At 61.6% G+C, this 23,985-nt stretch carries 20 protein-coding genes; 7 read left to right on the top strand and 13 right to left on the bottom strand.

The window, feature by feature from the left end; all coding sequences use genetic code 11:
- Nucleotides 1-392: 392 nt before the first annotated feature.
- Both LVD08_RS15065 and LVD08_RS15060 read left to right on the top strand, forming a co-directional pair.
- Nucleotides 393-1,877, top strand: coding sequence for an NCS1 family nucleobase:cation symporter-1 (locus LVD08_RS15065; RefSeq protein ID WP_247268539.1), 1,485 nt, complete (start codon nucleotides 393-395; stop codon nucleotides 1,875-1,877).
- Between the two features lie 144 nt (nucleotides 1,878-2,021).
- A complete protein-coding gene (locus LVD08_RS15060) occupies nucleotides 2,022-3,305 on the top strand; it encodes a Zn-dependent hydrolase (protein ID WP_247268538.1) in 1,284 nt (427 codons plus the stop codon).
- Between the two features lie 49 nt (nucleotides 3,306-3,354).
- Here LVD08_RS15060 and LVD08_RS15055 read toward each other — a convergent pair whose 3' ends face one another.
- The 9 genes from LVD08_RS15055 to LVD08_RS15015 form a co-directional block, all read right to left on the bottom strand.
- Nucleotides 3,355-3,564: a hypothetical protein gene (locus LVD08_RS15055; RefSeq protein ID WP_247268537.1), complete on the bottom strand. Its 210-nt coding sequence runs from the start codon at nucleotides 3,562-3,564 to the stop codon at nucleotides 3,355-3,357.
- A gap of 215 nt (nucleotides 3,565-3,779) precedes the next feature.
- A complete protein-coding gene (locus LVD08_RS15050; RefSeq protein ID WP_247268536.1) occupies nucleotides 3,780-5,168 on the bottom strand; it encodes an amidohydrolase family protein in 1,389 nt (462 codons plus the stop codon).
- A gap of 13 nt (nucleotides 5,169-5,181) precedes the next feature.
- Nucleotides 5,182-6,537 (bottom strand): nucleobase:cation symporter-2 family protein, encoded by a 1,356-nt coding sequence (locus tag LVD08_RS15045; protein ID WP_150369619.1) that lies wholly within the window; start codon nucleotides 6,535-6,537, stop codon nucleotides 5,182-5,184.
- A gap of 249 nt (nucleotides 6,538-6,786) precedes the next feature.
- The gene (locus tag LVD08_RS15040; protein WP_247268535.1) at nucleotides 6,787-7,827 is read right to left on the bottom strand and encodes a CobW family GTP-binding protein; all 1,041 of its coding nucleotides are present in this window, start codon (nucleotides 7,825-7,827) and stop codon (nucleotides 6,787-6,789) included.
- A 104-nt stretch (nucleotides 7,828-7,931) separates the two neighbouring features.
- Nucleotides 7,932-8,549: a UbiX family flavin prenyltransferase gene (locus LVD08_RS15035; RefSeq protein ID WP_247268534.1), complete on the bottom strand. Its 618-nt coding sequence runs from the start codon at nucleotides 8,547-8,549 to the stop codon at nucleotides 7,932-7,934.
- Entirely contained in the window at nucleotides 8,546-9,931 is a 1,386-nt protein-coding gene (locus tag LVD08_RS15030) for a UbiD family decarboxylase (protein ID WP_247268533.1), read from the bottom strand. Before LVD08_RS15030 ends, LVD08_RS15035 begins: the two co-directional genes overlap by 4 nt.
- Before the next feature lie 285 nt (nucleotides 9,932-10,216).
- Entirely contained in the window at nucleotides 10,217-11,122 is a 906-nt protein-coding gene (locus tag LVD08_RS15025; protein WP_003224037.1) for an amidohydrolase family protein, read from the bottom strand.
- Between the two features lie 4 nt (nucleotides 11,123-11,126).
- Entirely contained in the window at nucleotides 11,127-12,056 is a 930-nt protein-coding gene (locus LVD08_RS15020; RefSeq protein WP_007965237.1) for an amidohydrolase family protein, read from the bottom strand.
- 316 nt (nucleotides 12,057-12,372) lie between these two features.
- Nucleotides 12,373-13,263 (bottom strand): LysR substrate-binding domain-containing protein, encoded by an 891-nt coding sequence (locus LVD08_RS15015; RefSeq protein WP_247268532.1) that lies wholly within the window; start codon nucleotides 13,261-13,263, stop codon nucleotides 12,373-12,375.
- Nucleotides 13,264-13,381: 118 nt separating this feature from the next.
- On the opposite strand from LVD08_RS15015, the gene LVD08_RS15010 reads away from it, so the two are divergent.
- The 5 genes from LVD08_RS15010 to LVD08_RS14990 all read left to right on the top strand — a co-directional run bounded on the left by LVD08_RS15010 (nucleotide 13,382) and on the right by LVD08_RS14990 (nucleotide 19,029).
- Complete coding sequence (locus LVD08_RS15010; protein ID WP_027613188.1) at nucleotides 13,382-13,846, top strand: (2Fe-2S)-binding protein; 465 nt, start codon at nucleotides 13,382-13,384, stop codon at nucleotides 13,844-13,846.
- Nucleotides 13,846-16,059 (top strand): xanthine dehydrogenase family protein molybdopterin-binding subunit, encoded by a 2,214-nt coding sequence (locus LVD08_RS15005; protein WP_247268531.1) that lies wholly within the window; start codon nucleotides 13,846-13,848, stop codon nucleotides 16,057-16,059. Before LVD08_RS15010 ends, LVD08_RS15005 begins: the two co-directional genes overlap by 1 nt.
- Before the next feature lie 5 nt (nucleotides 16,060-16,064).
- Nucleotides 16,065-16,958, top strand: coding sequence for a LysR substrate-binding domain-containing protein (locus LVD08_RS15000; RefSeq protein ID WP_247268530.1), 894 nt, complete (start codon nucleotides 16,065-16,067; stop codon nucleotides 16,956-16,958).
- 181 nt (nucleotides 16,959-17,139) lie between these two features.
- Complete coding sequence (locus tag LVD08_RS14995) at nucleotides 17,140-18,636, top strand: helix-turn-helix transcriptional regulator (protein WP_247268529.1); 1,497 nt, start codon at nucleotides 17,140-17,142, stop codon at nucleotides 18,634-18,636.
- Nucleotides 18,637-18,771: 135 nt separating this feature from the next.
- Nucleotides 18,772-19,029, top strand: coding sequence for a DUF1652 domain-containing protein (locus LVD08_RS14990; RefSeq protein WP_027613184.1), 258 nt, complete (start codon nucleotides 18,772-18,774; stop codon nucleotides 19,027-19,029).
- A 1,156-nt stretch (nucleotides 19,030-20,185) separates the two neighbouring features.
- Here LVD08_RS14990 and LVD08_RS14985 read toward each other — a convergent pair.
- From LVD08_RS14985 to LVD08_RS14970, 4 genes are all read right to left on the bottom strand, one after another.
- Nucleotides 20,186-20,953: an SDR family oxidoreductase gene (locus tag LVD08_RS14985; protein ID WP_007965755.1), complete on the bottom strand. Its 768-nt coding sequence runs from the start codon at nucleotides 20,951-20,953 to the stop codon at nucleotides 20,186-20,188.
- A 22-nt stretch (nucleotides 20,954-20,975) separates the two neighbouring features.
- Entirely contained in the window at nucleotides 20,976-22,043 is a 1,068-nt protein-coding gene (locus tag LVD08_RS14980) for a phosphotransferase family protein (protein WP_225138630.1), read from the bottom strand.
- 156 nt (nucleotides 22,044-22,199) lie between these two features.
- Entirely contained in the window at nucleotides 22,200-23,168 is a 969-nt protein-coding gene (locus tag LVD08_RS14975; RefSeq protein WP_139055953.1) for a 2-hydroxyacid dehydrogenase, read from the bottom strand.
- Nucleotides 23,169-23,307: 139 nt separating this feature from the next.
- Nucleotides 23,308-23,832, bottom strand: a complete 525-nt coding sequence (locus tag LVD08_RS14970) for a cysteine hydrolase family protein (RefSeq protein WP_247268528.1) — start codon at nucleotides 23,830-23,832, stop codon at nucleotides 23,308-23,310.
- Nucleotides 23,833-23,985 lie beyond the last annotated feature (153 nt).

The raw sequence follows: 23,985 nt of genomic DNA, 5'->3' as shown, positions 1-23,985 counted from the left end.
TGACAGGATGGAAATATGAGCAAGATTTCCTATGTGAAATCAGCCGCTTGAAGTTGAGCTGCGGCTGATTGTCCGTGATGAAAAAAAGTGCAGTGCACCAGATTGAGTCCTGACAGTTCGGACAACTTGGCAAACGTTTGGCCTGAGCATGCAGACAAGTTTTCGCGGACTCTTTCGGTGAATAATTAAAACCGAGCAATATCAGAAAGTTGCAATGTGTTTGAACCACGGCCCTACCGTTAAGCGGGGCACCCGGCACGTTTATTGATGCCGCCGCTGACACCATGGCCGGTACACGAAAGTTGTCAGTTCCTCCGGCCATCGTCCGGCTCGCACCCCGTGTGCAGCCGCCTGATGAGCAAAAAAATAATCAGAAGAACAGTGGAGCGGCCATGCAACAGAACAGATCGCAAGTGACCGAGCGCGACGGCTTGTTCGAACTCGAAGCCGGCAGTGACGTCCTCGACAGTCCCCGTTACAACCACGACATGGCACCGACCAAGGTGCGCGAACGAACCTGGAATAAATGGCACATCACCGCGCTGTGGGTCGGCATGTCGGTGTGCGTGCCGACTTACACCCTCGGCGGCGTACTTACCGCGTATTTCGGCCTGACCGTCGGCGAAGCGCTGATGGCGATTCTGCTGGCCAACGTCATCGTGCTGATCCCGTTGACCCTCAATGCTTTCCCCGGCACCAAGTACGGCATTCCATTCCCGGTGCTGCTGCGCTCGTCGTTCGGCGTGCTCGGTTCCAACGTGCCGTGCCTGATTCGTGCACTGGTGGCGTGTGGCTGGTTCGGCATTCAGACCATGTTCGGCGGGCTGGCGATTCACCTGTTTCTCGGCTCGATCTTCGACGGCTGGAAATCCCTCGGTGGCACGGGCGAGGTGATCGGCTTCATGATCTTCTGGTCGCTGAATCTGTGGGTGGTGATCCGCGGCGCCGAGTCGATCAAATGGCTGGAAACCCTGTCCGCGCCGCTGCTGGTGGCGGTCGGCATTGGCCTGCTGGTGTGGGCGATGCCCAATGTGTCGATGACCGAGCTGCTGGCGATTCCACCGAAACGCCCGGAGGGCGCCAGTGTGGTCAGTTACTTCGCCGCCGGGCTGACGGCGATGGTCGGCTTCTGGGCCACGTTGTCGCTGAACATTCCTGACTTCAGCCGCTACGCCAAGAGCCAGAAGGACCAGATCCTCGGGCAGATTTTCGGTCTGCCGCTGACCATGTTCCTGTTCGCTTCGCTGGGTGTGGTGATGACCGCTGCGTCGGTGAAACTGGTCGGCGTGACCGTGTCCGACCCGGTGAGCCTGATCGGCCATATCCAGAGCCCGCTGTGGGTGGCGGTGGCCATGGCGCTGATCATCATCGCCACGCTGTCGACCAACACTGCAGCGAATATTGTCTCGCCGACCAACGACTTCCAGAACATCGCGCCCAAGGTGATCAACCGCACCAAAGCGGTGTTGCTCACGGGCTTCGTCGGGCTCGCGCTGATGGCCCATGAGCTGCTGAAAAAGCTGGGGCTGATCGTTTCCGATGTCAGCCTGGAAACCGTGTATTCCAACTGGCTGCTGGGCTATTCGAGCCTGCTCGGGCCGATCGCCGGGATCATGGTGGTGGACTATTTCCTGATCAAGAAACAGCAGCTGGACCTGGCCGGGCTTTATCGCGACGACGTCTATCCGGCGTGGAACTGGGCTGGGTTCACCGCGTTTGGCGTGCCGGTGGTGCTGACCCTGCTGTCGCTGGGCAGCGATGCGTTCAGCTGGTTTTACAGCTACGGCTGGTTTACCGGTTCGGCGTTGGGTGGGGTGATTTATTACGGGTTGTGTTCGATGCGAAGCAGCCCCTCTGTTGTGAAATCTTCGGTGTGAGGAATGGCCCCTTCGCGAGCAAGCCCGCTCCCACAGGGTGAACGCATTCCAAATGTGGGAGCGGGCTTGCTCGCGAAGACGGCCTCAAATACACACAAGAACTGCCTGAAGAAACTCATAAAAAAACTGCCTGAGGAGATCAACATGAACGCAGCCGTAGACGTTCTGCAATCCACCCATCAGCACATCAACCGCGACCGCCTCTGGGCCTCGCTCATGGAACTGGCCAAGCTCGGCGCGACGGTCAAGGGCGGGGTCTGTCGTCTGGCCCTGACCGACCTCGACCGTCAGGCCCGTGACCTGTTCGTGCAGTGGTGCAAGGACGCCGGATGCAGCGTCACGGTGGATGAAGTCGGCAACATCTTCGCCCGCCGTCCCGGGCGCAATCCGAACCTGCCGCCGGTGATGACCGGCAGCCACATCGACACCCAGCCCACCGGCGGCAAGTTCGACGGCTGCTTCGGCGTGCTCGCCGGCGTCGAAGTGCTGCGTACCCTCAATGACCTCGGCGTAGAAACCGAAGCGCCGCTGGAAGTGGTGGTCTGGACCAACGAAGAAGGCTCGCGCTTCGCCCCGTGCATGATGGGCTCCGGGGTGTTCGCCGAGAAATTCACCCTTGAAGAAACTCTGGCCAAAGTCGATGCCGAAGGCGTCACCGTTGGCGAAGCGCTCAACGCCATTGGTTACGCCGGATCACGCAAAGTCAGCGGGCATCAAGTCGGCGCCTACTTCGAAGCACATATCGAGCAAGGCCCGATCCTCGAAGACGAACAGAAAACCATCGGCGTGGTACTCGGCGCCCTCGGGCAGAAGTGGTTCGACCTGAAACTGCGCGGCGTCGAAGCCCACGCCGGGCCCACGCCGATGCACCTGCGCAAGGATGCCTTGGTCGGCGCCTCGGTAATCGTCGGTGCGGTCAACCGCGCGGCCCTCGGTCATCAACCCCACGCCTGCGGCACCGTCGGTTGCCTGCAAGCCTATCCCGGCTCGCGCAACGTCATTCCCGGCGAAGTGCGCATGACCCTTGACTTCCGCCATCTGCAACCGGAGCGGCTGGATTCGATGATCAGCGAGGTGAAACAAGTCATTGAGGCGACCTGCGAAGAACACGGCCTGACCTATGAGCTGACCCCGACTGCAGATTTTCCGCCGCTGTACTTCGAAAAGGGCTGCGTCGAGGCGGTTCGCGGCGCGGCAAAAGGTCTGGGCCTGTCGCACATGGACATCGTCAGCGGCGCCGGGCATGACGCGATCTTCCTCGCCGAACTCGGTCCTGCGGGGATGATCTTCGTACCGTGCGAAGGCGGGATCAGCCACAACGAAATCGAGAATGCCGCGCCGGATGATCTGGCGGCCGGGTGCGCGGTGTTGTTGCGGGCGATGCTGGCGGCTTCGGCGATGGTGGCGGGAGGGCAGCGCGCGGCCTGAAAACGCGGCATGACCTGTGCGAGCAGTTCCCACAGGTTTTTTTAAGTGATCAGCCGGGACGCTCGTTTTTGTTCGCGCCCCCTTGGCGTCGGTCAGGGCCGTTGGGGTTGCCAACATCCAGCAACCGTCGTTCGACCAGGACATTCTCCAGTGCCTGACGCTCGACCGGCGCCATTTGGTGTTCGCGCTTTTTCAGCTCCAGCAGAATCGGGCTGGACCAGGTGCGATAAGTCTGTTCGATGTTGCGACGCGACGTCATCAGTCTCTCCTTGATCAAGAGCCCGGTGAAGCTGGCAGGGGCTCAATCCGATGAGGGGGTAACATTAGTCGAGAAACCCCGAATCCGCGAATACGCCGTTGTTCCCTGTAGGAGTGAGCCTGCTCGCGATAGCGGTGCGTCAGTAGCGCAAATGTCAGCTGACACATCGCTATCGCGAGCAGGCTCACTCCTACAGGTTTTGCATCGCCTGCGGGTCAATCCTCGATATTCATCATCGCCTGCACACCTTCCCATGCTTCGGCGCGCATCCGTTCGATATCCAGCCCCGGAATCACGCCGTTATCGACCACGATCCGGCCGCCCACCAGGCTGTACTTCACCGTGATCGGTTCTCCCGCGACCACCGGTGCAACCGCGCAATCGTGGAAACCGAAGAACCGTGGATGATCAAGGCTGTAGATCACCAGATCCGCCGCTTGCCCGATCTCCAGCGTACCGACCGCGCCCAGTCCCAATACCTGCGCGCCGCCCGCCGTGCCCCAGTGGATCACGTCTTCGGCAGTGGTCGCCGAGGCGCCTTGTTCGGCGCGGTGGATCAGCCATGCGGTGTTGGCTTCGCCGACCATGCTTCCGGATTCGTTGGACGCGACGCCGTCGACGCCGAGGGAGATCGGCACGCCGGCCTCATACATTTGCGGCACCGCCGCGACGCCGCTGCCCAGGCGCGCGTTGCTCACCGGGCAATGCGAGATGCCGCTGCCGGTCTGGGCGAGCATGCGGATTTCTCCGGGTTGCAGGTGCACGGCGTGGGCGAACCACACGTCGGGGCCGAGCCATTCGTGTTCGGCGACGAATTCCACCGGCAGGCAGTTGTATTTCTCGCGGCAGAAATTCACGTAGTTCTGTGTTTCCGACAGGTGCGTGTGCAGGCGCAAACCGAGGCCGCGCGCGGTGTGCGCCAGTTCGCGCAGCAGGGTCGGCGGCAGCGAAAAGGTCGGTGTGGTTGGCGCGACGACCACCCGGCGCAGGGCATCCGGGGTGTCCTGGTGATACAGCGATTTCAGTCGCTCGATATCGCCGACCATTTGTTCGAGGCTTTCCGGTTGCAGCGCGGTTTTCGAGAAACCCGGGTGCGCGCTGGCGGATTCCAGCGCGCCACCGCGACACAGCACAAAGCGCAGGCCGAATTCGTCCGCCAGATCGAACAGCAGGTCCCCGGTCTCGGTGGTGCCGTGGGCATGGTAGAGATAGTGGTGATCGGCGCAGGTCGTCACCCCGGACAACAGCAACTCGACCATGCCCAGACGGGCGGCGATCCTTGCCAATTGCGGGGTAAAGCGGTTCAACCTTGGGTAGGGCACGCTCGCCAGCCAGCCTTGCAGATCCTGATTCAAACCTTCGGGCACGGCTTTGAGCAGGTTCTGGAACAGGTGATGGTGGGTGTTGATCCAGCCCGGATAGACCACGCAGTTGCGTGCATCGATCACGCGCTCGCCGGGTTGCGCTTGAAGGTCGGCGGCCATTTCGGCGATGCGGCCGTTGACCACGCGAATGTCCACCGCACCGGCCCGGGCACGCGGGCCGCGCAGGCCGGTCATCACCGCCAGCGGGTTTTTGATCAGGATGGTTTGAAGTCGAGTCATGGGCAGGCTCCAGTCAGAGAATGTGCGAGGCGGATTTGCCGGGTGTGGTTTCTGGCACGCTGACGCCGTTGAGCGCCGCGTTGAGCAGCACCGACACCAGGCAGGCGATGACCACGCTGCTGTGCAGGAACGGCTGTGACCACTCGGGCATTTGTTTGAACAGGGTGGGCGCGAGCACCGGTACCAGCGCGGCGGCGATGGTGAAACCGACGATCAATACGTTGTAGCGATTGCGCTCGTAATCGACCTTGGCCAGGGTCTGGATCCCCGCCGCCGCGACCACGCCGAACATCGCAATACCGGCGCCGCCCAGCGCCGCGGTCGGCATCGACGCGATGATCGCCCCAGCCTTGGGCACCAGCGCAATCGAGCACATCAGCAGGCCACTGACGGCGACCACCCAGCGGCTGCGCACGCCGGTCAGGATCACCAGACCGACGTTTTCCATGAAGGCGATAAACGGGAACGCGGCGAACATCCCGGCGATAGTGCTGGCCAGGCCATTGGCGCGCAGGCCATTGACCACTTGCTGGTCTTCCACCGGTTTGTCGACGATGTCGCCGATGGCCACGAACAGCCCCATCGACTCAACCATCTGCACGATCATCACCACCACCATGGTCGCGATGGGGATCAGGCTGAAAGTCGGCAAACCGAAGTAGAACGGGTAGGGCACGGTCAGCCACGGCGCCTCTTCGACGCTGTGGAAATTGCCCATGCCCAGACCGTAGGCCAGACCGGCGCCGATCAGCATCCCCACCAGCACCGCCATGTTGCGCAGCAGCGGACTGCCATAGCGATTGACCAGCAGAATGGTCAGCAGCACCACCACCGCCACCGCGAGAAATGCCGGGGCGCCGAAGTTGCTCGCGTTGCGCCCACCACCGACCCATTCATAGGCGATCGGGAACAGCTGCAAACCGATCACTGTGACGATGCAACCGGTGACCACCGGCGGGAAAAACCGCCGTAATCGGCCCACGAACGGCGCCATCAGCAGGGTGAAAATTCCGGCGCCGATCACCGCGCCGCAGACACCGGCGAAGCCCACTTCGGGGTTGCTGCCGATGGCAATCACTGGACCGACGCTGCTGAACGCCACGCCTTGCAGGATCGGCAGGCGTACGCCGAATTTCCAGAAACCGACGGTTTGCAAAAGGGTGGCGATGCCGGAGCAGAACAGCGTGGTGCTGATCAGTACCACGGTGTCGGCGTGGGACATCTTCAGGGCACTGGCGACGATCAACGGCACGGCGATGGCGCCGATGTACGAGACGGCCATGTGTTGCAGGCCGAGGGTGAGCATCTGTCGCACCGGCAGGACGCGGTCGACGGGGTGCACGGTGGAGGAAGGAGTGGCTGACGACATGGGGAATCACCTCTGGCTGTTTTTATGCGGTAGAGAGGGGTATTCGTCTGATGCCGCGTAGCTCAGGAACACAGTGCAACCTTGTGGGAGCTGGCTTGCCAGCGATGGCGATTTAGCAGTCACCATCTTTATCAACCGACAGTCCGCTATCGCTGGCAAGCCAGCTCCCACAGGTTTTGTGTTGTGCAAAAAATCTGGCATCAGTCATTCGTGCTGCGAAGCCGCCATCCACCGGCTCCGATGCCTTGTTCAGCCTGCCAGGCAGGCGGCAAAGCCCTGGTTCAACGCCGCGCGGTCCAGGTTGCGGCCGATGAACACGATCTTGCTCGAACGGGGCTCCGTGCCCCATGCGGTCGAGGCGCGAAACTCCACCAGGCTGTGCACGCCTTGCAGCACGTAGCGCTGGTCTTCGTTGGCCACGGCGAGCACGCCTTTCATGCGATAGAGGTTGTCGGCCTGGGACGAGCGCAGTTCGCTGATCCAGCGGTGGAACGCCATCAGATTGACCGCGCCGTCGACGGCGATGCCCACCGATGACACGCTCGGATCGTGTTCGTGATCTTCCGATTCATGCTGGTGGTCATGGTCGTGATGCTCAGATTCCGCGCCGATTTCCATAAGCTTCTGCGTGCACTCGAACGCACCGATGCCGAGAATTTTCGTCAGGTCGATCTGCGCATGGGTGGAGGTCACCAGATCTGCGGTGGCGTTCAAACCCCGGATCTTGCCGCGCAGGATTTCCACCTCGTCGCTGCTGACCAGATCAACCTTGTTGATGACGATGCGGTCGGCGCAGACGATCTGATCCACCGCCTGATTGTCGACGCCATCCAGTTGCAGATCCTCCAGGTGCTGGGCGATGTGCTTGGCGTCGACCATGGTCACGATCGCGTCGAGTTCGACTTCCTCGGAAATCGGGTCATTGATGAAAAAGCTCTGCGCCACCGGGTACGGATCGGCGAGGCCGCTGGTCTCGATCAGGATGTGATCGAGGCGCACCGGGCGCGCCACCAGTTCGCGGACGATGCGCACCAGATCCTCACGAACCTCGGCGGTGCAGCACACGCAGCCGTTGACCATTTCGTAGATTTCTTCGGTTTCGGAGCTGAGCACCAGATCGCCGTCGATACCGACCTCGCCGAACTCGTTTTCGATCACGGCGATCTTGCGCCCGTGGTTTTCCTTGAGGATGTAGTTGAGCAGGGTGGTTTTGCCGGCACCGAGGAAGCCGGTGAGGATGGTCACGGGGATTTTGGTGTTGGGGGTTGGGGCGTTGAAGGGGGTGTTCATATGAAGGCTCCTTTGTACTGATTGACCGGTGCACATTGAATTCGGGTTGTGTTGCTTTTTTGTAGGAGTGAGCCTGCTCGCGATGGCGGTATGTCAGCTGAGAATTACTTCACAGACATTCCTCCATCGCGAGCAGGCTCACTCCTACAGGGGGATTTCTGTTCTCTCCAGCGGGTGGCAACGCCGGCATCGAGGCCGAACAGGTCGAGCGCCCGGCCGAGGCTGTGATCGACCATCTGCGCCAGGCTTTCGGGCCGGGCGTAGAACGCCGGCACCGGCGGGGCGATGATTCCGCCCATCTCGGTGACGGCGGTCATGTTGCGCAGGTGGGCGAGGGTCAGCGGCGTTTCGCGGGCCATCAGCACCAGGGTGCGGCGTTCCTTGAGGGTGACGTCGGCGGCGCGACCGATCAGCCCGGAAGACGTGCCGGTGGCGATCTCCGCCAGGGTGCGCATCGAACACGGCGCGACCACCATGCCCAGGCAGCGAAACGAACCGCTGGCGATCCCGGCCGCGACGTCATCGGCGCGGTGGTAGTGGCTGGCAAGCGCAGTGACATCGGCCAGTTTGTAATCGGTCTCGTGGGCCATGGTCAGCAGTGCCGCGCGGCTGATGATCAGGTGGCTTTCGATGTTCAGCTCGGCGAGCAATTGCAGCAGGCGCACGCCGTAGATGAAGCCGGACGCGCCGCTGATGCCGACCACCAGCCGCTGGCGGTTCACGATGCCAGCCCTTTGAGCAGTTGCCGGGCACGTTCGAGCACGTCCTGATCGAGCTGCGCCTTGATCCCGTCGAAGCCCGAGCCACGGGTGGCGTCCAGGCCCATGCGCGAAGTGGTGCCGTTGACCGAGGACGACGGATCCAGCGGGCTGCCGGGCAAGCCATCGATCACGAAAATATCCAGATGCGGCTGGAAGTGCGTGGCCAGCGCCCACAACACCTGGCTGTCGTCAGTGATGTCGATATCGCTGTCCACCGCGATCACGTTTTTCAGGTACGGGTCCCAGCCGAGCAGGGCCAGCATGATTTGCCGCGCCTCGCCGTCGCGGCTTTGATCCAGCGCCACGTAGCAATGAAAATGCGTGCCGGAGTTCGGATAATGCACGGCGGTGACGGCGGGGAAACGCGCCTTGAGCTTCTCGCTCATTTCCGCTTCGCGGGGCAGCCGGGCGAGGGTCAGGTGCTCGGCGTAGCGGCCGCCCATCACGTCCACCAGCCAGGCGTCCTTGCGCCGCAGCAGGGTGTCGACGCGCAGCACGTTGTTGGTCGAGCGATCCGAGGAGTAACCGCTGAACTCGCCGAACGGGCCTTCCTCGGCGTAGGCCGTCGGGTCGATGGCGCCTTCGAGGACGAACTCGGCGTATGCCGGGACGCCGATGCCATAGCGCGGGGTTTTCACCAGCTCCAGCGGCGCGCCGAACAGGCCACCGGCGACGGCACGTTCATCGCTGCCGTAGGGTAAACGCGCTGCCGCCGCGAGCATGAACAACGGATGCGCGCCGACCACCATTGCCACGCGCAATTCTTCGCCGCGCTCACGGGCGGTCTGCAGCATCCGCCACAGGTGTCCGCGCGAGTGCAGGCTGGTCGCCAGGGACTGGCGAGCGTGGCGCATCGAGCGGTGGTAGCTCATGTTGGCGATGCCGGTCAGCGGGTCCTCGGCGATGATGATCGCGTTGGTGATGTACGGCCCGCGATCGCTGTCGAAGTGCTTGAGCATCGGCAGCAGCGCCAGATCCACGGCTTCGCCTTCGAACACTTCATCAAGCACCGGGCCGCTTTCCACGTAGCGCGGGGCGATGGGCTGGTTGGCGCGGCGCTGAAAGGTTTCGTGCAATTGCGCCGGGGTGACACCGAACAATCGGGCAATGCGGGTGCGGGAGGCGAACAGATTGGTCGCCACCGGCACCTTGAGGCCGCAGACGTTCTCGCAGATCAGCAACGGATCGCGACCCTGTGCGGCGAGGGCATCGACCAGGGCGGTGATGTCCTGATCGGCAGAAAGCGTTTGGGTGATGGTCAGCACATCGTCCGGGTACTCACGGCGATAGGCGTCGATGAACACGTGAAAATCCTGAGAATCGCCGAGCGTCGAACGGGTCATGGTTTCACCTCGTAAAAAGCAGGCACGCAGGGGTGAGAGGGCGTTCGATCAAGCAGCCGTTGGCCTGCCGGTCGAGGGAACGCCGGGTCATCTTCGTGCCTGTAAAGTCGCTGTGTTGCCCACATGAAACACTGAGAAACCCCTGTGGAATGGGATTAACTGTGGTGAGGGGATTTATCCCCGATGGACTGCGCAGCAGGCCTGGACTCTCAGCATCAAGAGAGGGCGACTTCGTCACCCATCGGGGATGAATCCCCTCACCACAAAGTGCGCCATTTCTTCAGGTCAGAGGTACGTGGTCGTCAGGCGTATATCCGCCTCAACCAGATCCTTCGGCGGTGGCGTCGGCTCGATCCCGCACAAACGGGCGATGTTGTTGCCCAGGTAGTCCTCCAGATGATCCTCATCGATGCCCAGACCTTGCGGTGCCGGTGAGCACAACACCTCCAGTTCGCGCAGCCACATGCCCGGTTCGTTCGGCGGCGAGTCGGTGCCGAACACGATCTTGTTGCGCGGCAGTTCCTTGGCGAATTCGACGATCCGCGACTGGAAGCACCAACCCGATTCGCAGTACACGTTCGGCGTGTCCATCGCCATCCAGAACGCCTCGAACGAGTAGTTGCCGCCGGTCTGGATGCCGAAGTGGCCGATGATGAAATTGACCATCGGGAATTCGCGGATGATCGGGTAGAACATCGTCGGAATGGTGTACGGGCCGTCGCCGGTATGGATCAGCACGACGATGTTGTACTTGGCGCAGACTTTCATCGCCGGACGCAGCCAGTCCAGTGCCCGATCCGGGCGATAGCCGTGCATGTTGGCGTGCAGCTTGAGCATCTTGAAGCCGTATTCCTTGATGTGGAATTCCAGCTCCGCCGCACCGTTTTCCGGTCCCCAGCGCGGGTTGAAGTTAAAGTTGCCGATGAAGCGATCCGGGTACTTCACACAGAGTTCGGCGACGTACGACATGTAGTCACGCACGCCCTCGCGGCCACGGCGGTTACCGTCGCGATAACCGGTGTTGCCCGGTGGCGGCTGGATGAAACCCATGTCGATGCGGCGCGGTTTGCCGTTGATCATGTACGGGCCGTCCATCAGTTTGAGCATGCGCTCGCCGGTGAACGGTTCGCCGGTGTGGCGCCAGGCTTCGTCGACCAGATTGGTGGGGTGCAGATGGGTGTCGATGATCATCGGTTCAGCTCCTGGCCAGTTGCGTGGTGACGGGGCGCTTGAGTTGCGCCTCTGCTTCGGAAACGGAACGCGGCGGCGGTGTCGGTTCGAGGCCGATCATCCGCGCGGTATTGTTGCCCAGATATTCTTCGAGGGTGTCCTCGTCGAGGTTCAGGCCCTGAGGCGGCTCGTGGCACAGCACTTCGAGCAGGCGCAGCCACATGCCCGGTTCGTTCGGCGGGGTGTCGGTGCCGAACAGGATCTTGTGCGTCGGTAAGACCTTGGCGAACTCGACGATCCGCGATTGCAGGCACCAGCCGGATTCGCAATAGACGTTGGGCAGTTCCATCGCCCATTGCATCGGTTCGAATACGTAGACACCGCCGGTCTGCACGCCGAAGTGGGCCATGATGAAATTCACGTTGGGGAATTCCTTGATCATCGGCACCCATTCCGAGGGGATGCTGTACGGCCCGTCGCCAGTGTGCAGCTTGACCGGGATGCCCAGTTCGGCGCATTTCTCGAAGCAAGGGCGCACCCAGTCCAGTGCACGATCAGGCCGGTAGGCGTGCATATTGGCCTGCATCTGCACCATCTTGAAACCGTGCTCCTTGACGTAGCGCTCGATCGCCTCGACGCCGTTTTCCACACCGCAGCGCGGGTTGTAGACGAAGCAGCCGATGAAACGATCCGGGTAGGTCTGCACCATTTTCAGGGTGTAGGCCATGTAGGCGTCGATGGATTCACGGCCCGAGAGTTCGCCGTCGGTCCAGGTGTAAATGGTGTTGCCCTGCGGCGGCTGGATGAAGGCTTTGTCGATCCGGCGAGGTTTGCCGTTGACCATGTACGGGCCATCCATCATCTCCAGCAAACGCTCGCCGGTGAACGGGTCACCGTCATGCCTCCAGGCGAGGTCCACGAGATCCGTGGGATAGCAGCTGATATCGATGATCATTGAAGTCGATCTCCTGATAGCGGGGAAGGGAGCCTTGCGGCTCTCGGCATCCACGCCCCGGGCTATCGGCCATTTCTATGCGCAGCACTCGCGCATTCCCTCGCCTGTTCGCATCCGGCCCGGGTGGGTGGTTGCTGAGGGCGAGTATTGGAAAGGGGGGAGGGGTTCGTACAATATTAATTGGGCGCGGTGGTGATACTTGGGCGATATGGTTTTGGTTTTACATTTGTGGAGACTGTGCCGGCGCTATCGCGAGCAGGCTCACTCCTACAGGGAACGCATTCCAATTGTAGGAGCGAGCCTGCTCGCGAAGGCGTCAGTGTTGCGTACGCAAAGCCAACTGCCGGATCACCTCAACCACCGGCGCCACCCGCTCGGCCTGCCCATGCGGCCAAACCGCATACAGGTTGTAATGCGCAGCAATCTGCGCCTCGTTCAACGCCACCAGCCGCCCATTGCGCAACGCATCGGCGGCGAGTAAGCCGCGTACCAGCCCGGCACCAACCCCGGCTTCAGCCGCCGCAATCAGGTTCGCTGCATTATCGAAAATCACCCGCGCCGCTGGCTCTACCGGGGGCATTCCGGCCGCATCCAGCCACGGTATCCACGAGCGCCGCGTATAGCCCAACAGCGGCAATTCAAGAATCTGCGCCGGGCTCAGCGGCAACTGCAAACCATAGCGCTCAAGCAGCGCCGGTGAAGCCACCGCCAGCACCCGGTCGCCGCAGATCTGCGCCATCTCGCAGTCATCCCAATCGCCATAGCCGTAACGCAACGCCAGATCGACCCGCTCGAAGCTGCTGCGATCACTGCGCGGCATCGACAGCAGCGTCACCTCGTAATCCGGCAGTCCGTCGAGCAACTCCGGCAGGCGCGGATTGAGCCAGCTCTGCGCCAGTTCACTGTCGACGTCCAGGGTCAGGCGCTGCGCCACGCTGCGGTTTTTCACCGAGGACAGGGCCCGGTCGATCTGCGCAAGCCCGTCCGCCAGCACGCTGGCAAACAACTGCCCGGCATCGGTGAGGTTGCTGCCGCCGCCCTCACGTACGAACAACGGCTGACCGATGAAATCTTCCAGTGCGCGAATCTGCTGGCTGATCGCACTGTGCGTCAGGTCGAGCTTGCGCGCGGCACTGGAAAAACTGCCGCTGCGCGCCGCTTGGATGAACGCGCTCATGGACTGCACCGACGGGTATCGCTTGTACATGTTGTTAGTCCTGCTTACACCGGTTGGCAGAAATCGTCGCTGGCCGCGTGTTGCGTGGGCTTCCAATAATCGGTCACCAGGCCCGCACAAAGACGGGCCGCTCTTTTGGAGCCTGACAATGATCGCATTCACGGTTAACGGCGAACGACGCGAGCTGGATGAGGCGTCCCCCTCCATGCCCTTGTTATGGGTACTGCGTGATCAACTGAAACTCACCGGCACCAAATTCGGCTGCGGCATGGGCCTGTGCGGTGCCTGCACCGTGCATCTGGACGGTGTCGCGGTGCGTTCCTGCCAGTTGCCGCTGGCCGCCGTCGCGGGCCACAGCATCACCACCATCGAAGGTCTGTCGCCGAACGAAAGCCATCCGCTGCAACTGGCCTGGGTCGCCGAAGATGTGCCGCAATGCGGCTACTGTCAATCCGGGCAGATCATGTCCGCCGCCGCGCTGCTCAACACCGGCGCGGCGGTAACCGACGATTCGATCCGCAATGCGATGACCGGCAATATCTGCCGTTGCGGCACTTACGCGCGGATCAACAAAGCGATCAAACGCGCGGCGAACGCGCCGAAGGAGGCGTGATGAGCCTGCGCGACGACACCTTGCTCGAACCGTCACGCCGGGTGTTTCTCAAGCAAGCGGCGACGGTGGCTTCGGGCCTGGCGATTGCCTTGTATCTGCCCTCCGGCAGCGCCGCCAGCGACCCGAAAGCTCCGGCGCCGGCCACCGAATTCGAGCCCAACGCCTGGGTGCGGATCTTCCCCGACGGCACAGTGAAACTGGTGGTGCACAAACACGATTCCGGCACCGGCACGCAAACGGCGTTGGCCGCGTGTGTGGCCGAAGAGCTGGATGTGAACCCGATGACCGTGCAGGTCATCACCCCGGAAGATCCGTTCTTCGACACCTACATTCATCCGGTCTGGAAAGTCTTCTCCACCGGCGGCAGCACCAGTGTGTCGCTGGAATACGAGCGCTTGCGCATGGCCGGGGCCACGGCGCGGTCGCTGTTGATCACGGCGGCAGCGCAGCAATGGAAAGTCAGCCCCGACAGCTGCAGCACCGAAGAAGGTCGGGTGGTTCATCTGCCCAGCAAACGCAGCCTCGGCTACGGCGAACTGGTCGGCGTGGCGGCGCATTTGCCGGCGCCGGCCAGTGTCACGCTGAAGGATCCGACGCAGTTCAAATACATCGGCAAACTGCGGCACAAGCGCGATGCCGCGGCCAAGGTCTGCGGACGCTTCAAGTACAGCATCGACGTGCAGTTGCCGGGGATGCTGGTGGCAGTGATTCAGCGCGCGCCGGTGGTCGGGGCGAAAGTCGTCAGCGTGAATTCGGCGGCGGCATTGCAGGTGCCGGGCGTGCGCCAGGTGCTTGCAGTCCCCGGGCGCCCGGACGTGCTCGGCGGCAATCTGGAAGGCGTCGCGGTGCTGGCCGACACGTTCTGGGCGGCGCAGCAGGGGCGCAAAGTACTGGAGATCAAATGGAGCGATTCGCCGCTGGCCGGGTTCGACAGCGCGGAACTGGGCATGGCGCAAGCGGCCGCTATTTCCGACCCGAACAGCCAAACCATCAAAGCCATGACGCATGGCGATGTCGGCGCGCAATGGCCGCACGCGGCGCAACTGATCGAAGCCGATTACCGCATGCCGTACAAGGTGCAGAACCCGCTCGAGCCAATCTGCATCACCGCGCACGTGCAGGACAAGGCGATCACTTATTGGGGCGGCGTGCAGGTGCCGTCCTCGGCGCTGGAAGCGGCGCAAACCGTGTGCGGCATCGCCAAGGAGAAGGTCACCATCAATGAGCTGGTGTCTGGCGGCAGCTTCGGTGCGCGAGAGGCCAAATACTGGTTGTTCGAGGTGGCGTATCTGGCGCAACAGACCGGCGTGCCGGTGAAGTTGCTCAACAGCCGCGAAGACGAGATGCAGGCACTGTTCAATCACCCGGCGACGCTGCACCGGGTCAGAGGCGCGCTGGATGCCCAAGGCAAACTCAACGCACTGCAACTGCACGCGGTGTCACCGGCCTCGCCGGAGCAGTGGGAGCCGGGCTATTTCGAGCGCCCGGATCACATGGATTACAGCACCACCGAGGCGATCACCGCATGGGACTTCGCCTACCGTCCGCCGCATCTGCAGTTGAACTGGGTCAAGCACGAAAGCCAGGTGCCTAGCGGCTGGTATCGCTCGGTGAGCTTCATTCCCAACGTGTTTGCCGTCGAGAGCTTCATGGACGAACTGGCCTATGCGGCAGGCGCGGATCCGCTGGTGTTCCGTCTGGCCAACATGCAGGAGCGGCCACGGCATGTGGCGGTGCTCAAACAGGCTGCCGAACGCGCCGGATGGGGCCAGCCGTTACCGCCCGGCACTGCGTTGGGGATTGCGACCCATCAGGGTTACAGCAGTTTTATTGCGGTGGTGGCGCGGGTCGCGATGGTCGATGGCAAGCCGAAAGTGGAGAAGCTGACCTGCGTGGTCGATTGCGGTCTGGCGGTTTCGCCCGGCGGGGTCGAGGAGCAGATCTACGGCGGCTTGATGTGGGGTCTTGGTCACGCGTTGTTTGATCGGCTCGACATTCAACGGGGCAGGGTGGTGCAGAGCAATTTCCACGATTATCGCGTGACCCGGATGTCGGACATGCCGGCCACCGACATCGTGGTGCTGGATGGCGCGCCGGGCAAGCCCGGTGGCGTAGGCGAGTTGGGCAGTCCGTCGGTGGCACCCGCGATTGCCAACGCCTTGTTTGCGCTGACCGGCGTGCGCCAGCGCTCAACGCCGCTGAGTCTGGGGTAGGCGCCATGGACCTGCGTCTGCTGCGGTATTTCATGGCCTTGGCCGATGAGCTGCATTTCGGTCGGGCGGCGGAGCGCCTGCACATCTGCCAGCCGCCGCTGAGCCAGCAGATTCGCCTGCTGGAGGAGGAGCTGGGCACGCCGTTGTTCGAGCGCAGTCACCACCGGGTCGAACTGACAGCGGCGGGGCAGATGCTCAAGGAGCAGGCGCCGCTGGTGTTCGAACAACTGGAACGGGCGCTGGATCTGACGCGCCAGACCGGGCGCGGGCAGCTCGGCGAGCTGGAAATCGGCATGATCAGCTCGGTGATGGTCGGCGTGCTGCCCAGAGCCCTGCACCTGTTTCGCGAGCGCTATCCGCAGGTGAACTGGCGGCTGCATGAAATGACCCCGGCGGCGCAGGTCAAGGCGCTGAAGGAAAAACGTATCGATGCCTGCGTGTTCCGCGTGGGTTATGACGATCCGTTGCTGCGCAACGAGTTGTTGATCTACGAGCCGATTCATGTGGTGATGCCGGCCGATCATCCGCTGGCCAGGCGCGAGATATTGGCGCCGGCAGATCTGGCGCAGGAGCCGTTTGTCGCGCTGGAACTGAAGCAGTCGCGGTTCGCCAATTTCCTTTATCAGTGCTGCATTCAGGCCGGGTTCACCCCGCAGATTCGCCAGCAGGTGATCGAGGTGCAGACCTTGCTCAGTCTGGTGCGCGCCGGTTTCGGGGTGGCGCTGCTGCCTGCTTCTATCGAGCAGTTGGCCCCGGCGGGGTTGGTGTTTCGCAAGCTGACACCGGCGCTGCCGGAGGTGCCGTTGTATGCGACTTACCGGGCGGATGATGCCTCGCCGGTGCTCAAGCTGTTTCTCGATACGTTGCGGGAGTTGGTGGAATCTTCAGATCACCATTGATCCCCTGTAGGAGTGAGCCTGCCCGCGATAGCAGTGTGCCAGTCAGCGTTGATGTGGCGGACAGACCGCTATCGCGAGCAGGCTCACTCCTACAGGGATTTGTGGTGTTGTTGAAGTGTTCGGCACGATCACGAACGCCTGCGGTCGTAATCTTCACACGCGAATTCCCTGTGGAGATCCAATGAGCCAGGAAGTCCTGACCACTGAAACCAACCGTCGCCAGCTGCAGCAGATCATCGCCGGGCTGTCCGACGGGGTGATTCTGCTGGAGCTCGATCAGAGCATCCTCTGGGCCAATGAGGCGGCGCTGGCGATGCACGGTGTCAGCCGGATCGGTGAGCTGGGCACTAATGCCGATGAGTATGCCAAGCGCTTCACTCTGCGGTATCGCAACAATCATCTGTTGCCGCCCGAGAACTATCCGATCAGCCGCGTCGCGCGCTGTGAAGTGTTCAGCGACCTACTGATCGAGATGCATGCCGTGGATGACCCGGAACGGGTCTGGGTGCACAGTGTGCGCAGCATGGTGCTGACCGACCGCGAAGGGCAGCCGGAGTCACTGGTGCTGATCATGAGCGACGTCACCGATTGGGCCAACGCCGAGCAGCGCTTCGAAAAGACCTTCAATGCCAACCCGGCGCCGGCGGTGATCTGCCGCCTCAGCGATTTGCGCTACATCAAGGTCAATCCGGGGTTTCTGGAGATGACCGGTTACACCCGCGAGCAGGTGATCGGCACCTCGGCCTATGAAATCGACATCTTCGAACAGGCCGAAAAAAAGGATCTGGCGATCCAGCGCCTGCGCGATGTGGCGACCATTCCGCAGACGCAGGCTCAACTGCGCCTGCCCGATGGCGGCAGCAAGCAAGTGATCGTTGCCGGGCAACCGTTGGTGCTCAATGATGAGGATTGCATGCTGTTTTCCTTTGTCGACATGGAGCTGCGCCACAAGGCCGAGGTGGCGCTGCGTCAGAGCGAAGAGCGCTTCGCCAAGGCGTTCCGCCTGACTCCGGTGCCGATTCTGATCTGTACCGCCGACGAACAGCAAGTGATCGATGTCAATCAGGCGTTCCTCGATACCCTGGCGTACGAGAGTGACGACGTCGTCGGCAAAACCGTGACGCAGCTCAATTTCATTGACGACGATGGTGCGCGGACCCGACTGCTGACCGCCCTGGCGAAAAGCGGACGAGTGGATCGGGTCGATGTGCGGGTGCGCAAGAAGGACGCGGATCTGCTGGAGTGCGCGGTGTCTGCCGACACCGTGAATATTCAGGACACGCCGTGCTATCTGCTGGTGCTGATGGACATCACCGAACGCAAGCGTACCGAGCTGGAGCTGGTGGCGGCGATTGAAGAGGTGATGAAAGACGCTTCGTGGTTCAGCCGGACGCTGATCGAAAAACTGGCCAATGTGAAGAAGGTCAACTCGCCGCAACTGCCGAGCGTGTCGTTCACTGACCTGACGGCGCGTGAGCGCGACGTGCTGGGACTGATCTGCGAAGGGCTGGCTGACAAGGAGATTGCCGCCCGCCTGAAACTCGCGCCGAACACCGTGCGCAATCATGTGGCGACCGTGTATTCCAAGCTTGATGTACACAGTCGCAGCGAGGCGATTGTCTGGGCGCGGGAGCGTGGTCTGTTTTCTGGCGAGCGCGGCGCGAAGGGGCAGCGGTAGGTGCAAATGCACTAGCTGATGCGGTGCAAATGCAGGTTCTGTGTGAGATAGGGCAGTTCTTAGTCTGTTGGGGTGCGATACGAGCCTGTTGGCTTGGGATCGTCTCCCTTCGAAACAGCTAAAGGAACAGGCTCCATGATGAATCTTGCGCAGTTGCGCGCCAGCCTCGAACAGAGTTTTTCGCCCTTGGCGTGCGAGTGTTCAGTGGATGGGGATCATTCGCTGACGGTGAAGTTGTATCACCCGGATTCGGGGCAGGTGGATCTGGTGATAAGTGGGTTGAAGCTCAATGCGTTGCGTACGCCGGAGGCTGTGGCGGCGTTGGTTGATGAGTTGCGGTATGAGTTGGAGAGCAATTCTTTGCGGGCTGCTCGGGATCCGGATATGGCCTAGGGTTTTGGTGTTGGTTTGTTTTGGGTGTATATCCGTTGCTGCGGTTATGGCTGCTTAGGGTTCCGCCCTTACGGCGGGTCACTTTTTCCAGACGCCGAAAAAGTAACCAAAAAGGCTTTACCCTGACGTTCGGCCCTCGCCTAGGCTCGGGTTCCTTCGCTGCGGGATTCATCCGGGGGGCAGCGCCTACGGTTTGCTTCGCTGCACCTCCTCTCGCTGTGTTTGGCTGCGCCAAACGGTCGCTGCGCTCCCACCCCCGGACAAATCCCTCCACTCAGCCTGCCGACGGGCCCTCAGATCAAAAGCGGTACTCGAGCTAACGCTCATTGTGTTGAGTGGGGCGGCTTCGCCGCAAGGGGTGCACGCTCTCTAAATTGTAGGAGCCAGCCTGCTGGTGAAGGCGGCCTGACAGCCGACCCATTTACAACTGAACACACCCATTCCAACTGTGGGAGCGTGCTTGCTCGCGAAGGCGGCCTGACAGCTGACCCATTTCAGTCAGGAATACTCAACCCCTGTGGGAGCTGGCTTGCAGCGATGGCGGCCTTCCAGTCAAAAAAATCTTGTTGATGTACCCCTCCCACACAGAGTTACTCCCCGCAAAATCGACAGCCAATTCCCTTATCCCCCCTCCATTTCACTGGCGCTTACAGGGTGGTCGGCTATAAAGAATGAGTGGTCAGGTATTCCGTCATCCGCAGTATTCGTGCGCGATTGCGGAAGTGGCTCTTCCATTCATCGCGGGTCGTCCTATGAATAATCCTGGGAAACACGTGTATCTGCCGTTGTCGCTGGCTTTCTCTATCGCGCTATTGAGCGGCTGCGCCAGTCCTCCGCCACCGCCTCCTGCTGCACCGCCACCACCGCCGGTGCGTACCTGTCAGACTCTGGAAAACACTCAGGTGTCGGGCGATATGTATGTTGACGAGCAGGTCACCCGGCATATCACCACCACCCGGTGTGTCACGCAGTAGTGCTGTAGGGGTGCTTGCCGGTGCACTTTGTCAGGCCATTACCCAAAGTCACTGTCTTACGGATAACCCCTGTGGGAGCGGGCTTGCTCGCGAATGCGGTGTGTCATTCAAGGCAATGCTGCCTGACACTCCGACTTCGCGAGCAAGCCCGCTCCCACAGGGTTAATCATTTGTCAGAGAGATCAGGACAGGAACCCACCATCCACATTCAGCGAAACCCCGGTGGTGTAGCTCGACGCATCACTCGCCAGATACAAAACCGCCCCGGCCATTTCACTCGGATCGGCCACGCGCTTGAGCGGGATCTGCGTCAGTGCCTGCTTGAGGATCGCGTCATTCTTCACCAAGGCCGAAGCGAATTTGGTGTCGGTCAGGCCCGGCAGCAAGGCGTTGCAGCGGATGCCGAATTGCGCGCATTCCTTGGCGAAGACTTTGGTCATGTTGATCACGGCGGCCTTGGTCACCGAGTAGATGCCCTGGAACACGCCCGGTGAAATCCCGTTGATCGAGGCGACGTTGATGATGCTGCCGCCACCGTTTTCGCGCATCAGCTTGCCGGCTTCCACCGACATGAAGAAGTAACCACGGATGTTCACGTCGACAGTCTTCTGGAACGCACCCAGATCGGTGTCCAGCACGTTGCAGAACTGCGGGTTGGTCGCCGCGTTGTTCACCAGAATATCGAGGCGACCGAACTGTTCCTTGATCCCGGCGAAGACCTGACTGATCTGTTCCATTTCACCAATGTGGCAGGCCACCGCGGTGGCCTTGCCGCCGGCGGCGATGATCGCGTCGGCGACGTGCTGGCAGCCTTCGAGCTTGCGGCTCGAGACGATCACGTGGGCGCCTTGCTGGGCCAACAGTTTGGCGATGGCTTCACCGATGCCACGGCTAGCGCCGGAGACGAATGCGATTTTGCCGTCGAGGTCGAACAACTGAGTCTTGGACATAAAGGTTCCTTGATGTGGGCCGTCAGAGGCTCGATTTCGCAATGACCTGCAGGCTCATGTGCTCCAGCAGTTTGTTCATGTGAATGAACTGCGCGAAGCGTTTGTCCTGGGTCTGGCCGTGGTAGAAGCGGTAGTAGATCTGCTGCACGATGCCGGCCAGACGGAACAGGCCGTAGGTGTAGTAGAAGTCGAAATTGTCGATCTGGATGCCCGAGCGTTCGGCGTAGTAATCGACGAATTCGCGTCGAGTCAGCATGCCCGGGGCGTGGCTCGGCTGGCGGCGCATCAGTTGCACCGGTGCCGGATCATCGGCCTGAATCCAGTAGGCGAGGGTGTTGCCCAGGTCCATCAGCGGATCGCCGAGGGTGGTCAGTTCCCAGTCGAGCACGCCAATGATCTGCATCGGGTTGTTCGGGTCGAGGATCACGTTGTCGAAGCGATAGTCGTTGTGGACGATGCTTGAGGTCGGATGGTCGGCCGGCATCTTGTCGTTGAGCCAGGCCTTGACTTTCTCCCAGTGCGGCGCATCCGGGGTCAGGGCTTTTTCGTAGCGCTCGCTCCAGCCTTTGATCTGACGGGCGACGTAGCCTTCCGGCTTGCCCAGATCGCCGAGGCCGCAGGCGTTGTAGTCAACCCGGTGCAGTTCGACGAAACGGTCGATGAAGCTCTTGCACAGTGCTTCAGTCTTGGCCGCATCAAGGCCCAGTTCTGGCGGCAGGTCGGAGCGCAGGATGATGCCCTTGACCCGTTCCATCACATAGAACTCGGCGCCGATCACCGACTCGTCGGTGCAGTGCACGTAGGCTTTCGGGCAGTACGGAAAACCATCGCGCAGTTGATTGAGGATGCGGAATTCGCGGCCCATGTCGTGGGCGGATTTGGCCTTGTGGCCGAACGGCGGCCGGCGCAGCACGAACTCCTGCTGCGGGTATTCCAGAAGGTAGGTCAGGTTTGACGCACCGCCAGGAAACTGGCTGATCTGCGGGGTGCCGGTCAGGCCCGGAATGTGCGCCTTGAGATACGGATCGATCAGGCTGGCATCGAGTTCTTCGCCAGAGCGGATACGGGTGGACTGGTCAGTAAGCGCCATGCTTATCCCTTCTGCTTATTTTGGAGGCCAGACATCATTGGCTAATCTAATGGCGCACTCGGGCAGCTACAAGCGCGCAGCGGTCTTATAGGTTAGCGTGTTGCAGGATAATCAGCGTTTCGAATAGGTACGGCAGCAGGGCGCTGCCGGCTCTTTTCAATGCACGCGCTGGTTGTTGAGCCTTGGAGGCAGGGCGATGGGCGTCAGCACCGGTTGCCCTGAGAAGAACGCCACGAGGTTTTTTCCCACCAGTTCCACCGTGCCTTGGGTGGCCTCGGGTGACAGGCCGGCGACGTGTGGCGTGAGAATCACATTACTCAGGGTTTTCAGCGCATCCGGCACCTGCGGTTCGTGATCGAACACGTCCAGTGCGGCGCCGGCAATCCGCCGTTGCTCAAGGGCGCTGATCAGCTCAGCGGTGGCGATCACACTGGCCCGCGCGATGTTGACGATGAAACCGTTCGGCCCGAGGGCGTCGAGCACCGGGCGAGTCACCAGATGCTGGGTGCCAATCCCGCCCGGCGTGGCGACGATCAGAAAGTCCGAGGCCCGCGCCAGTTCGGTTGGCGTCGAGCAGAACGTATAGGGCACATCACTGCGCAACTGACGGTTGTGATAACTGATCTGCATGTCGAAACCGAGGTGAGCACGCCTGGCAATCGCCATGCCCACCGCGCCCAGGCCGAGAATGCCCAGGCGTTTATTGGCCAGCGACGGGCGCATGATCTTCGGCCATTCACCCCGGCGCACCGCCGCGTCGCAGCGCGGAATGTCGCGCACCAGCGCCAACAGCATCGCCATCGCATGATCAGCCACCGACGAGGCGTTGACCCCGGCACCATTGGTCACGGTGATCCCGCGATCGCTGGCAGCCTGCAGGTCAACGTGTTCATAACCGGCGCCGATCACGGTGATGATTTTCAGCGCCGGCAGGGCGGCGATTTCCTCAGCGGTCAGTCCCAGCGGGCCACGGGTCAGCACCGCGTCGATCCGTGCGCCGTGGCTGGCGATGGCTTGCGCACGTTCGGCAGGGGTTGGTGCGAGGATCAGGTGAAAACCCTGATGCTCGAGAATCGGCAGATAGTCATTGATGGTTTCAACCAGTACCAGAACGGTAGCGGGCATTGCGCGGCTCCTGTGATCTATGACGGTGTGGTCGCGAAAGTTTTGTCAGAGTGCTGATTCCAGAGCGGTTTGGCAATGGTGGCCGCAGCCCCGCTTCAGCCAGTGTAGGAGCTGAAACGGGGAGCGCGCGGGCGCTTCGTCAGAAGCTCACGTCGGCGCTGTTGATCAGCCGTGCAAATGCTCCGCCGAGGGTGGCGTTATGGTGCTCGATGATGATGTGGGCGGGTAATGCGGGGGTGTCCATGCAAGTGTGGGCGTCGGCCACCAGCAACGGCTTGAAGCCAAGATCCGCAGCGACACGGCAGGTGGCGTCGATGCAGAACTGGGTCTTCATGCCGACCAGGTAAAGGTCGTCGATCTGCGCAGCGTTGAGCTGCTGCGCCAGATTCGTGCCGTGGAATGCGTTGGGTCTGGATTTGTCGAACACATGGTCGGACTCGGCATTCAGGTCAAGTTCCGGCAGCAATTGCCAGAAGGGGCTGCCGGCGGCAATCGGCGAACCTGTCGGGCCGGTGTGGCGCACGGCGTAGATCGGCACGTGTTGCTGGCGTGCCTGGCGGATCAACTGCTGGATGTTGGCGAGCACACGTTCGCCGTCGTGGGGTTTTTCCGGGCCATGGAACAGACCGACCTGCATATCGATGATCAACAATGCTGCGGACATGATGTTTCTCCTTGAGGGCTGCAAAAGCCGCACGGACGGGAGAAACAACAAAGCCCCGTCCATTGCTGGCGGGGCCTTGGGTTCACTGCGCTGGATTCATCTCAGGCAGCAACACCACGACCCGCCGGTGGCGGTCGTGGTGGTACGGGTGAG

It is taken from the genome of Pseudomonas sp. YL2 (genome assembly GCF_023063025.1).
Classification (GTDB): Bacteria; Pseudomonadota; Gammaproteobacteria; order Pseudomonadales; family Pseudomonadaceae; genus Aquipseudomonas; species Aquipseudomonas putida_A.
The sequence above is the reverse complement of the archived record's forward strand: the minus strand, read 5'-3'. Positions and strand labels throughout refer to the sequence as shown.